This is a genomic window from Herbiconiux ginsengi (genome assembly GCF_900107435.1).
Taxonomy (GTDB): Bacteria; Actinomycetota; Actinomycetes; order Actinomycetales; family Microbacteriaceae; genus Herbiconiux; species Herbiconiux ginsengi.
In genome coordinates, this window is record NZ_FNPZ01000002.1 from 675,642 (window position 1) to 688,722 (window position 13,081).

Below are 13,081 nucleotides of genomic sequence, written 5' to 3' on the forward strand. Positions count from 1 at the left end.
TCGTCCTCCCGAAACGGAGAGCGAGAGTGTCGAACCGCGCTCAGCCCCGCACGATGGCCTGGATCTGCAGCGGCACCGCCTCGTCTTGCAGGCTCGTGGTGTCGCCCAGGGCCCGGCCGTCGACGATGTCGCCGAGCAACCGCCGCATGATCTTGCCCGAGCGGGTCTTCGGCAGATCGGGCACGAGCACGATGTCTCGGGGTTTGGCGATCGGGCCGATCTCCTTCGCGACGTGAGCGCGCAGCTCGGCGGTGACCGCGGCGGCGGCTTCGCGCCATCCGTCAGCATCCTCCGCGGCGAGCGCCGGGCCCCCGGCCGCGCGACGATCGGCGGGGATCACGAACGCGGCGATCCCTTGCCCAGTGGTGTCGTCGTGCACGCCCACCACGCCGGCTTCGCCGACCAGCGGATGCGACACCAGGGCCGATTCGATCTCGATCGTCGAGAGGCGGTGGCCGGAGACGTTGATGACGTCGTCGACGCGGCCGAGGAGCCAGATGTCGCCGTCGAGGTCGTACTTCGCGCCGTCGCCCGAGAAGAAGTAGCCCTGTTCGGCATAGCGGCGCCAGTAGGCGTCGAGGTAGCGCTGCGGGTTGCCCCACACCGTGCGGGCCATGCTCGGCCAGGTGCCGGCCACCACGAGGTAGCCGCCGCTGCCCTTCGCGACTTCGGTGCCCGCTTCGTCGACGACGAGAGCGCGGAGGCCCGGCAGCGCGCGGGTCGCGGAGCCCGGCTTCAGAGTGGTGACGCCGGGTAGGGGTGCCATGATCGCGGCGCCCGTCTCCGACTGCCACCAGGTGTCGACGATGGGTGCGCGGCCGGCCCCGATGTTCTCGTGGAACCACACCCACGCCTCGGGGTTGATCGCCTCACCGACCGTGCCGAGGAGGCGGATGCTCGACAGGTCGTGACCGGCGGGCACGCCATCCGGGAACCAGGTCATCAGGGTGCGGATGAGGGTCGGCGCCGTGTAATAGGTCGTCACGCCGTAGCGCTCGATGATCTCGAAGTGGCGGGCGGTATGGGGGCTGTTCGGGGTGCCCTCGTAGATCACCTGGGTGACGCCGTTGCTGAGCGGCCCGTAGATCTCGTAGGTGTGCGCCGTGACCCAGGCGAGGTCGGCGGTGCACCAGTGCACGTCGTCGGGCTTCACGTCGAACATGGCCCAATGGGTCCAGGACGCCTGGGTGAGGTAGCCGCCGGAGGTGTGCACGAGACCCTTCGGCTTACCCGTGGTTCCGCTGGTGTAAATGATGAACAAGGGCGTCTCGGCGTCGAAGTACTCAGGGGTGTGCACGTCGCTGGCGTGATCGACGGTCTCGTGCCACCAGAGGTCGCGGCCGGGCGTCCAGGGAACATCCGAGGTCTCGTCTCCGGTGCGGCGCACCACGAGCACGTGCTCGATGGCGTTGTCACCCGCCACGGCTTCGTCGGCGTTCTGCTTGACGGGCACGGCCTGTCCGCGCCGGAACTGGCCGTCGGTCGTGACGAGCAGCTTCGCCCCCGTGTCTTCGACCCGGAACTTGAGCGCCTCGGCCGAGAAGCCGCCGAAGACGAGCGAGTGGATGGCGCCGAGGCGCGCCACCGCGAGAGTGATGATGACGGTCTCGGCGATCACCGGGAGATAGATGACCACGCGGTCGCCTTTGGTGATGCCGAGGTCGGTGAGGGCGTTGGCGGCCTTGGCGACCTCGCGCTGCAGTTCGGCGTAGCTGATCTCGCGCCGATCGCCGCGCTCGCCTTCGACGTACAGGGCGATCTTGTCGCCGCGGCCGGCTTCAACGTGCCGGTCGACGCAGTTCACGGCCACGTTGAGCGTGCCGCCGGCGAACCATTCGGCGGCGGGGACGGTGAGCCCGGCGTCGGGGTCCGGGTCGCTGTCGCTGTCGCTCTCGGGATCGCTGTCGGCGGTGGCGCTCCCGGCCACGCGCGCGGGCGTCCAGCTGTGCGTGGTGTGCCACGGGGTGTGCCACTCGAGCCGTCGGGCCTGTTCGGCCCAGAACTCCACCGGGTCAGCCGCGGCGGCGGCCCACAGCCTGCCATCGACGTTCGCCTGCGCCGCGAATTCCGCACTCGGCGGATACCGCCGGCTCTCGTTCGACAAGTTGACGATGGTCTCGTTCGAGGGCGCGGCGATACTCACCCTCCGACGCTAGAACGTCGCGCTGGTGAGCCAAAAACGACCCGACACCGAACGTAACGCGCGGTAGTTTGAGCTGTGGACGATCGCATCCGGCCCCAGCACCTCTGCTCGCCCCCATCCGTCGCTGTCACAACGGCGGGCACGGTGTGGAAGTGCCGCACCTGCCGAGCCGGCTACACAATGCGCGGTGCATCCTGGGTGCAGACGAAGAAGCCGCGGAGCCGCGTCTGGGCCATCATCAGAGACATCGTCGACGGCATCTTCAGCATCCCGTGAGCCTGGATGCGGTCAGGGCAGCGGGTCAGTCGCGTCTCTCCGGCTCCGCGCGGGTCGGTCGATGCCGTAAGCGCCCCCTCACCCATGAATCAAGTAGCACCGCGCCGGCCGCCACCGTCGTCACGATCAGGTAGACCGAATATGCGCCGTTCGGAATGACCAGGATCGACACGACGACCACCGAGATCCCTACCGCCGCCATGACCGGCCCGGCGATCCGGGCGCCCCACTCGCTCCGCGTGCGTCGCCGCAACCGCTTACGATCGCGACCGCGTTCCCCGGGAATCATGCGCTGAGCGTCAGCAGTCACTCCGCGAAGCCGCCTACCACTTGCGAGTGAAGGGCAGCGGCTTGCGCATGCGGATGAGCAGGAGGATCGGGATGATGACGTAGGGCAGGTTGAAGGCCAGGAACTTCAGCGGGTTCTGCGTCTGGAACTCCGGCTCACCGAAGAACTCGACACCGAAGACCACCACACCCGTGATCATCGAGATCGCCGAGGCATAGATGACCGCCGGCAGCTGGATCCAGTTGCGGCCCGTGAGCAAGCAGAACGCCAGCAGCAGGTAGAACGGGCCGTAGACGAAAGCCGAGAGACCCGTCACGAACCGCATCCAGACGGGCGGGTCGATGAACAGCGGATCGGCGTCGTGGCCGTACCAATAGTTCGACTGTGCGAGCCAGTTCGTCGAGTCGGCCGTGATCGGGATGCCGATGGTCGGCACGAGATCGCTGATCCCGCTGGTGACGGTGAACAGCAGGAAGATCACCGCGAACGCGATGTCGAACGGACGCTGCCGGAGCGGCAGGTTGATCGGCTTCGGCGCCTTCGCCCCGCGCGCATCGATCGTGACCTCGAGGGTCGGCAGAGGGGCGCGAGAGGGAGCGTCGGCGGCAGCGGCGGCTGGCTGGGCGGTCGAGTCGGCGGTCACCCCTGGATTCTATGACCGGTACGCACGCGATCGAGGGAGCGGCGTGCCCGTTCCGGATGCCACGACCCGGCGCTCCACGGAGACGTCATCATGGTCCTCGTCTGCCTGGTCCGGATGCGCCGCGAAAGCGGGCATCCGCGCCGCCCCACGATTCATCGCGGGCCGCCGCCGTCGGGCCGGCCTGCTGGCAGCGTTACCGACCGGCACAAGGGAGGTTCCAGCGCAGGCCGTCGTGGCCCGATTTCGGACCACGGGAAACGGAATGCTGCGCGCTTGGCTATTGTGATTAATTCTCATTACCAGCTAGGCTTGATTCGGGTCATCCGGGGGGACGTCATCTTTCGAGACTGAGGTCTCGCAGTCCTGGAGATCCAGTGTCGCGTCGCTCCATCAGGATGCCTCTCATCCTGTCCGCATTCACCATCGTCGCTCTCGTTGCTGGCACAGCCCTTCCTGCCTGGGGAGCCGCGACCGACCCCGGTGAGCCCGACTCCGGTAAGAGCGTCGTGCTCGACCCGGCGACACTCGATTCCGAGGCATCCACGCCTCCCGTGACCGAGTCCGGTTCAACGCCAACGGGCGATTTCAGTGACGAACCCGATCCGAATCCGGTGCCCATTCCCGAGCCGGCGCCGCCGTTGCTGGGCGACCAGATGCCCGTTGATGAGACTGCCGCTGTCACCGCTGAGTTCGATCCGGATGCCGCGGAGCTGGTCTCGCGTACCGAGTTCGACTCCACATACCGGAACCTCGACGGAACGCTCACCACGGTGGTGTCGCCTGAGGCGCAGAACATGGAGATCGACGGCGCTTGGGTGCCGATCGAGACGGCCGTGTCCACGTCCGGCCCGTGGTCGCTGTTCGGTATCGGAGGAGCCGCGGTGGAACATCATCCGCTCGCACCCGTCTTCGCTCCGACGGCCAGCGACGACGGCTTGGTGACTCTCAGCAGGGGTGGTCATACGATCCGGTTCACCCTGCACGATTCAGCCGACAGCCCGATCGTTCGCAATGCTGTCGACGGTGAGGCGGGCAAGGGTCATGTCGAGTACGACACGGTCTTCCCCGGAACCGACCTCGTGTACGACGTGACGAAATCGAGTGTGAAAGAGAATCTGCGGCTCGAGGCGGAGCCCGGGAGCCACGGCAGGGTGTCATGGTCGTGGGCGGTCGATGCCGACGGGCTGGTGCTTCACAAGACCTCCGACGGCGGTGTCGAGTTCCAGGACGGCGACGGCGAGGTCGTGTTCCTCGTCCCCGCGCCCAGTATGTCTGATTCCTCGGCCGAGGCTGGAGTGCGGACGAGTGCGGACGCGCCGGTGCGAACCACTGTTCTGCGCCGTGGCGACGCGTGGACGCTGACCTTGAGTGCCGATCGTGACTGGCTGAACGACCCGGCACGGGTGTACCCGGTGCTGGTCGATCCCACCATTTCCACGGCGGCGAACGAGTTCACGCGTGCCTACAAGTCGAACGGGATGACCAGCAACGCCATGCAGGTGGGCAACTCCAACAATGGTGGATTCTGGCGCACGGTCTTCCATGTGGATTACGAGCAGTTCTTCGGCAAGCAGATCATCGGTGCCGGCCTCGAGGTCACGGATATCTACGCCGATAGCTCCTACGACGAGTACGGTGTCGCGTTGTCGACAGCGACAACGTTCGGCTACGACAGTGTCGGGCAGGATCTCGGCGGGTTCTCGATCGGTCCGTCCGGAGGCGCGAGCACCGACGTTCGGCTCCAGAACAAGATCTCCGAGTACGTGCGCACGGGTTACCCAGGTGGATTCTTCACTCTGATCGGCGACGAGAGCCCCGGTGTGTTCAGCTACAAGCACGTCGAGACCCAGCTGGTGGTGAACTGGAAAGAGTATCCGACCCCGGGGCGACCCGGTGCATCCAGCCCCGCCAATGGCGCGGTGAACGTGAGCGTCCTACCGAAGCTCTCGGTGCAGGGCGCAACCGTGGATGCCGCCTGGCAACTGCTCTACCGGTTCCGCGTGTCGACCTCCGCCAACCCTGCTGCCGACCCCAGCCCGGCTTATGACTCGGATTGGGTGGGGTCGAGTGAGGTGACCGTGCCGGAAGCGAAGTTGCAGCCTGGTGTGACGTATCGATGGATGTATTGGGTGCGGGACACGACCGACGGCCATCTCGGCGATTCGACGGTGCGGCAGAGTCCCGTCACCTGGTCGTTCACGACGAACACGGTGCCGCTCACGACGCTCGCCTCGGCCGTTCCTGCCGACAACGGGATCGTCGTGACGACGACACCGACGTTGAGCGTCGCCACACCCGCCGCCACTGCGGGGCGCACCATGAAGTACTGGTTCCGGATCGCGTCGGGCTCCGACTCCAAGACCGGCGTCATCGTCTCATCGGGGTGGCAGACCGGGACGACCTGGACCGTTCCGGCGAACTTCTTGCAAGACGGATCGTCGTACACGTGGACGGTGTTGTCCCAAGACCAATACTCAGATTCCACGACGCCGTGGGTCGGGCGATTCCGCGTCAACCAACGGATCACCGACCCCGGTCCTGCGCCCACTGATGCCGCCGGGCCGGTAACAGTCAACCTCGCGAACGGCAACGCCGGCCTGCAGTTCTCCTCGCCGGTCGTCTCCACGGCCGGTGGGCCGCTCGGGATGGCGTTCTCTTACAACTCGCAGAAACCGTCGAACACAGGTCTTCGTGGCGAGTACTTCGATGCGACCGAACCGGCGTCCGCGACTCCGCCGTTCTCTTTCGATGGGCGCCCGGTCGCGATGGTGCGGATCGACCCCGCGATCAATTTCAATTGGGCGCTGAGTTCGCCGACGGATGCCGCTGCTGGAGCCGCGAAACCGTTGGTGCCGGCCGACCGATTCTTGACGCGTTGGACGGGAATCATCACCCTTCCCGAGGGGAAATACACCTTCGGGGTCACCGGCGACGACGGCTATCGCGTCTGGCTCGATTCGACGAAGGTCGTCGATCACTGGTCAACGGGCGCGTCGACCACCTGGGCGACGTCGACCATCGATGTTCCGGCCGGCGGGCGGGCTTATGCTTTTAAGTTCGAGTATTTCGAGCACGGGGGCCCTGCCGGAGTCGTGTTCAAGTTCAAGGTCGGTGGCGGATCGGAGACTCCTGTTCCGGCGGCGTGGTTCACACGAACCCCTGAGATCCTTCCGTCGGGCTGGGGTGCGTCGAACATCCTGGCCGGCGTCTCCGGAACGTATACCAAGGCCGAGGTCACCGAGGGTGGAGTCAAGATCACCGATGTCTACGGCACGGTGCACTCCTACACGAAGAAGAGCACGGGCGGCTACACGCCACCAAGCGGGGAATACGGCCTCGTGGCGCTCGACACATCCGGGGCGGTGACCTTCACCGAAGAGTCCGGCACTGTCTTCGCCTTCAACAAGGACGGCAGTTTCGCGTCGGCGACCTCCCCGGGCGACGTCCGGAAGCCGACAGCTCCCGTCGTGACGTATCGTTCCGGTAGTCGGCTCGTCGACAGCGTGGCAGACCCCCTGTCGCGAGTCGGCGCCACTCCGATCTCGTACGACCGGAGGGTCGTCTACCGTTACCGCGGAGACAGCCAGTGCGTCGTCGAGGCCGGATTCTCTCCGGCGCCGGTCGGGATGCTGTGTCAGATCGAGTTCCCTGACGCCAGCGTCACGAAATTGCAGTACGACTCGAACGGTTATCTCGTACGCATCGTCAACCCCGGGAACGAGGTCGTCACCTTCGCCTACGATTCGCGGGGCCGGATGACGCAGATCCGGAACGCTCTGGCGAATGACTGGCTGATGGCCGATACCGGTCGAGCCGCTGGCGCCCCGAATCGCACAGACATCGCCTACGACACCGTCGGACGTGTATCGGCCGTGAACCTGCCCGCGGATGACGGCATCACCGAGGCATCCCGCCCAGGAAAGAAGTACACCTACGCGAACGGAACGAGCTACGTCGACTCGACAGGTCTGACGGTCCCGCCGGACACCGGAAGCGACTCGCACGCGGCGAAGGTCACGTTCAACTCGATCCTGCAGGCGACATCGTCAGTCACCGCAGAGGGCATGACCGCTCAAACGGAATGGAACTCCAAGGATCAGGCGTTGTCGTCCGTCGACGCGCAGGGGCTGAAGACGACGACCCTCTTCAACGCTCAGGACAGGGTGACCGACCGATATGGTCCGGCGCCGGCGAGCTGCTTCGGCGCGGATCGCCGACCGGTCGCGACCTGCCCGCTTGTTCCGGCGCACACGGGGTCGACATACGACGAAGGGATGAAAGGACTCAGTGTCGCCTATTGGGACAACGAGTCGTTGTTTGCCCAGCCGAAGGCGTTCAGTCTGAGCCTTTCGGGTGCAACGGATGGTGCGTTCGCCCGAGACTTCGGCGCCGGGTCACCCGCGACGGGCGTCGATCCGGACACCTGGTCGATGCGCGGAACCGGTCTGATCCGTTTCGACCAGACCGGCGCCTACCGTTTCAACGTCTGGGCCGACGATGCCGTCCGCGTCTATCTCGATGACGTGCTGATCATCGACAACTGGACCTATCACGGCGCAGCGTTCGTCGGTGACTGGAAGGTGTTCAATGCAACCGCCGGGCAGACCTCCCGAATCCGGGTCGACTACGCCGAGAACTCCGGATCGGCCAACGTGCAGCTGAACTGGTGGCGGCCGGGCGCAGCAACGTGGGAGGTGACGCCCGGGGCGTTCCTCTCGCCCGATTACGGGCTTGAGACGACTTCGAAGGGATACGACAGCGCTCCCAACGTCCCTGGAATCTCGTCGAGCCAGGTGTCGTCGATCGTGACCTCGACCAGCTACGCGAATCCCTGGCTGGGGCTCGCGACCTCGTCGAGCGTCGACCCGACCGGCCTCAATCTCACCACCCAGACGCTCTACGAGGGCCCGGAACTCTACAACCGCCGCATCGGCCATCTCGCGCCCGCGGATGCGGGAACCTCGAGTCCGGCGAACGGGTCGAGTTACACGTACTGGCCCGCCGACGGAGCCCCGTCCGCGGTCACGTGCGGAGTCGGGAAGTCGGTGCGCCAGTACGGGATGTTGAAGACAGCGACCCTGACGCAGGCCTCGGCTGAAACGGGGGTGGGCCGGATCTCGGTCGACTACGTCTATGACGTGATGGGGCGCGTCGCGGGCACCAAGAAGACCGGCGACAGCGCCTGGTCCTGCGTCACCTACGACTCGCGAGGCCGTCCGACGACGAAGACCTCGGCCTCGCTGGCCGCGCCGGTCCGAACCACGACCTACGGATACGCATCGTCTTCCGGAGACCCCTTAACCTCCTGGGTTCAGGATGACCGCACGACGGGTTCACCGACATCCGGTCGCATCACGACGGTCATGAATCTCCTCGGTCAGGCCGTGTCGAAGACGGATGTCTGGGGCACGCTCACGACGATGGCCTACGACATCCTCGGGCGAGTGACATCGACCGCCGTGCTCGCCGACGGGGTGACCAACACCACCGAGGTCACCTACTCACTCGACGGGCGAGTCGAGACGGTCAGCGACAACGGCAAGCTGATCGCCGACCCGAGCTATGCAACCGGTCTGCTGGCGTCGGTGGCGTACCCAGCCGCCGACGGCACGAACGCGGGCAACGGAACCCAACTGGCGGCAGTGGCGCGTGACGACGCCGGCCGTGACACGGCCCTCGTGTGGCAATTCCCCGAGGAACCGAGCTCGGTCGGCGACAGCGTCGTGCGCTCGCAGTCGGGCCGCATCCTCCGGGCGACGGTCGCCGACCCCGCCACCGGATCGGTCTACAACTCCACCTACTCGTTCGATGCCGCTGGACGGATGATTGCAGCGGCGATTCCAGGACACTCCCTGCGCTACGATTTCGCAAGCACCGGCGGATGCGGCACGGCCGCACGAGCCGGCGCGAACGGCAACCGCACCAGCGCCTGGGACACACCCACCGGTGGTCGAGGTCTGCAGTATTCGACCTCCTACTGCTACGACAGCTCCGATCGACTGACCTCGGCGCCCGAGACGGTCGTCAGCGCCGGCTCCGCTCCCGCATCGATGATCCGGTCGGCCCGCTCCCTCGCGGCGACGGACATCGTCTACGACGCGCACGGCAACATCACGAAGCTGGGCAACCAGACCTTCACCTACGACTCCTCCGATCGCCACCTCTCGACGACGGTCGTCGACGCCGGCGTCACGTCGAGCGTGACCTACGTCCGCGACGCGTCTGGGGCGATTGTCGCCCGCACCGAAACAGAAGGCGCAGCGGCTCCTGCCACGCACCGCTACTCGGGCTCGCTAGTGCTCTCGGAGTCGAACACCATCGAGCAGCGCACGCTGTCACTGCCCGGCGGCGTGACGGTCTCACTCCCAGCGACGGGCGACGCGGTCTGGTGCTACCCCAACCTCCATGGCGACATGACGTGGACGGCCGGCCCAGCCGGCGTCCGTACTGGCCTGTACCTCTACGACCCATTCGGGCAGCCCATCGACCTCACCACGATGGTCATCGGCAGCGCGACGGCCGACGAGTCGATCCCCGACGCCATGCCCGGTTCCTTCGACCCCGGCTGGGTCGGCTCGAAAGGCAAGGGCTACGAGCACCTCGGTTCCATCGCGACGATCGAGATGGGTGCTCGAATGTACTCGGCCATGCTCGGTCGCTTCCTGTCCCCTGACCCCGTCGAGGGCGGCAACACCGGCAACTACAACTACCCCAACGACCCCGTCAACATGTTCGACCTCTCCGGCGAGCGCGCGCTCGGCCCCTACGACAACCACTGGGGTTACAACCAAGGACCAAATCGCCCTTCAACCGGCACCGTGCAGGCGAAGGCCGGCCTCACACCCGGCGGTTCGAACTGGCAGGGCAAGCAGGCCGCCCTCAACCGATTGCAGAGCTCTGCAGCAGGCGGTGGCGCCCTGAAATCGATTGGGAACACACTCCGTTTTGCAGTCAACGTCGTGCCGAGTTTCGCCGGGCTCATCGTCGCCGCCGCCGCGGGATCCCACTCATGCCAATTCGGCAATGATGCAATCGTTATCTGCTCAGGTGCCAAGAACTTCTCAGGTAATTGGGGAATGACGTGGGGCAATGTACTCGTGACCGGTCGAACCTACGCAAGGGCAATGGATGACGAAGAATTCATATCCCATGAAACAACGCATTCCACTCAATGGGCCCTCATGGGTGCATTGGTCTTCGGGGCAACTTGGGCAGCAGGAGGAGGTGCATCATGTGGAAATCCCCTAGAACAGCAAGCCGGAATGATCACGAATTCAGGGTACTCAGATTGCGATTGGTAAAGACGTTGGCCATTGTCGCTGCAGGAGTCGGAATCGCGTCACTCTCCGGCTGCGAAAGTGTCTCTGGGTTCGATCCGATGGCTCTTCGGCTGGAGCAAGGAGCGCTCCTGATCGCTGTCTGTCAGGACATCGACGCGACTGGCATCGGTATTTCAACTGTCAAGCCTGGAGAAGACTGGACGGACTATTGGTCCACAGACGGCGAGGTAAAGATAGCCCGTGGTGACATCGTGAATGCTCTCTCTCCTGTCCAGCCGTGGAAGTCAGCGACCGGACCGCTATCGACTACCGCCGGGACAGACATCGACATTGTCATCCCGTCGTCGGACGAGAGTCCTACCGCCGGAGTGAGCTCCTATTTCCACCTTGAGAGAGATGTGCCGACCGACCGATGGCTGCAGGTCGATGGCGCGCTCACCGAAACACCTTGTCCAGAATGAGACTTCTTGCGGCGGTCGGCTTGGGTCTGGGGGTATTGTCACTGGCCGCGTGCGAGAGCCCGACCGGGCATGACCCGTCCGCTATCCGTCTGGAGAATGGACACCTCCTCATTGCTGTGTGCGAGAACGAAAGTGCCTCGAAGATTCTCGTAGCTACGAGGGCACCCGACTCTGATTGGGTGTCATATTGGTCCGCGGAAGGAGACGTTCAAATAGCAAGCAGCGACATCCTGGATGCGAATACTCCGCCGGCATCCTGGGCACTAGCCACCGGGGTTCTTTCGACCAATGCCGGCACGGAGATCGATATCGTCATCCCCTCGTCTGACGAGAATCCCGCAGCAGGGGTCAGCTCATATTTCGAGTTGGGGTCCGCCCTCCCGACTGATCGGTGGCTCCAAGTTGACGGCTCGCTGACGAAATCGCCGTGTCGGAATTGAATTGGCAGGGCCACCTCTCACGTGCACGAAGGATTGGCGACTGGTCAGCTACTCGTCCGGGAGCGCCGTCGCGTTGTCAAGCAAGCGTCCGGATGAGGTTCGCGATTGGAGCGAGGTCGACACCAGCTTCTGGGTTGCAGCTCTGCACTGCTTGGGCAGCAGGCGCAGGATTGTGGTTGATCCCCTGATGGACGGAGTACTTTGAGGCCCGTACGAACCTTCGGTATTGCCGCTTTCACGTTGATTGGCGTTGCCATACTCTTCCGTCTAGTCATCACCTTCACGGGGTCCAGCTCGGATTCGACTGCCGAACTCAGCGGCATCATGATTGGCCTGGGCGGCGGCGCAATACTCTGCTGGGGAATCTATGCCCTCGTCACGGCACCGGTCGCGAGACTTCTAACCAAGGTCAGCCGGACAAATCCGGAAGCCGCGGTATTCATAGTCGTGACTGACGAGTTCCTGGATTCTGCACTGAACGAACTCGGAATCGAGCGAGCCCGAAAGTCTCGATTCATCGCTTTAGTTGCAAACCAGTTAGGGGTCCAGTTACAAGGGAGTCGCCGAAAGGAAACGATCGCGACCTTCGAGTGGGCGATGGTCGAAGGGTTCTCTGTTGGATCCGCGACCTCGAGGTGGAGCTCCAGCGCGTGGTCCAACATCGTCATGCACGTGCATGGCGACTCGGAGACGGTCGGAGTTCCACTTTCAGCTATGCCAGGTCGCTCCGGTGGAAACTACACGTCAGCTCAGATGCGCACAGTTATTGACGCGATCGTAGCGAAACGGCCTCCTTCGACGGCCAGCAAGAGCACGTGAGCGCCGTCGCGTTGCCAAACGAGCGTCCGGATGAGGCTCACGATTGGAGCGAAGTCGTCACCTGCTTCTGGGTTGCAGCTCTCCAATATTTGTTCCGTGTTGAGACACAGTCGGCGATGTGATCGTGTCGGTCAAAGCCTCGAAATGCGTTACGTTCGCCGTGTTCAATACGGTCGTGATTGTCGTGTGCGTCCGTGCTATCTGGATGCTGGCAGCGTGGCTCGCGGACCCTTCGGGCTCAGGCCTGCTGCCTGCGATCGTGCTTCTGGGTAGCATCGCGGTGATCATCGTGGTTTTCGTCATCCCCGGAGTTCTGGCCGTCCGACGACTGCGAAGAGTGAAGTCCCGCTGGCCGAGCGGACGCGTCTATCAAACGACGCCGCATGAGAACTTCGACGTACTGATTGCCGCGTATGCTGCGGAGAACGGTGTCGGCCCACCCCCCTATCGCCCTTGGGACGTCTATCTGGTCATGGATGACGACCTCGTCACATTTCTCGCTGGGTCCTCGAATCAGGAACTCGTATCGCTCAGGCGAAGCCATGTGAAGCCCACCGTCACGTATCTCCTCGATTGGATCACCGTGATACCGGTCTTGCGGCTCTCGGTTCGCGGCCTTCCTGATGTGTCGTTCGCGTCGTCCGTTCTCATCACGTCGGGCATGCTCTCGCGAGGCCGGCGTTTTCTCGGCCGCATCGCGAAGCAGATTTCCGCCGATGACTAAGGGGTC

Annotated in this window: 7 protein-coding genes; 4 read left to right on the plus strand and 3 right to left on the minus strand. The window is 64.5% G+C overall.

Annotation, left to right across the window (positions count from 1 at the left end; genetic code table 11):
* Positions 1 to 40: 40 nt before the first annotated feature.
* On the minus strand, positions 41 to 2,143 hold the full coding sequence (gene acs, locus BLW00_RS11530; protein WP_245741531.1) for an acetate--CoA ligase: 2,103 nt from the start codon (positions 2,141 to 2,143) through the stop codon (positions 41 to 43).
* Between the two features lie 75 nt (positions 2,144 to 2,218).
* Here acs and BLW00_RS22920 point away from each other — a divergent pair, with 75 nt between their 5' ends.
* A complete protein-coding gene (locus tag BLW00_RS22920) occupies positions 2,219 to 2,419 on the plus strand; it encodes a hypothetical protein (protein ID WP_139256688.1) in 201 nt (66 codons plus the stop codon).
* Between the two features lie 25 nt (positions 2,420 to 2,444).
* Here the strand turns inward: BLW00_RS22920 and BLW00_RS22925 are convergent, their stop codons facing one another.
* On the minus strand, positions 2,445 to 2,708 hold the full coding sequence (locus BLW00_RS22925) for a hypothetical protein (protein ID WP_139256689.1): 264 nt from the start codon (positions 2,706 to 2,708) through the stop codon (positions 2,445 to 2,447).
* Positions 2,709 to 2,742: 34 nt separating this feature from the next.
* Complete coding sequence (locus BLW00_RS11535) at positions 2,743 to 3,351, minus strand: EXPERA domain-containing protein (protein ID WP_245741532.1); 609 nt, start codon at positions 3,349 to 3,351, stop codon at positions 2,743 to 2,745.
* A 395-nt stretch (positions 3,352 to 3,746) separates the two neighbouring features.
* Here BLW00_RS11535 and BLW00_RS11540 point away from each other — a divergent pair, with 395 nt between their 5' ends.
* The 3 genes from BLW00_RS11540 (at position 3,747) to BLW00_RS11545 (ending at position 13,075) form a co-directional block, all read left to right on the plus strand.
* Positions 3,747 to 10,652: a PA14 domain-containing protein gene (locus BLW00_RS11540; protein ID WP_092553985.1), complete on the plus strand. Its 6,906-nt coding sequence runs from the start codon at positions 3,747 to 3,749 to the stop codon at positions 10,650 to 10,652.
* Positions 10,653 to 10,729: 77 nt separating this feature from the next.
* Positions 10,730 to 11,092, plus strand: a complete 363-nt coding sequence (locus BLW00_RS22930; RefSeq protein ID WP_139256690.1) for a hypothetical protein — start codon at positions 10,730 to 10,732, stop codon at positions 11,090 to 11,092.
* Positions 11,093 to 12,469: 1,377 nt separating this feature from the next.
* Positions 12,470 to 13,075, plus strand: a complete 606-nt coding sequence (locus BLW00_RS11545; protein WP_092553988.1) for a hypothetical protein — start codon at positions 12,470 to 12,472, stop codon at positions 13,073 to 13,075.
* Positions 13,076 to 13,081 lie beyond the last annotated feature (6 nt).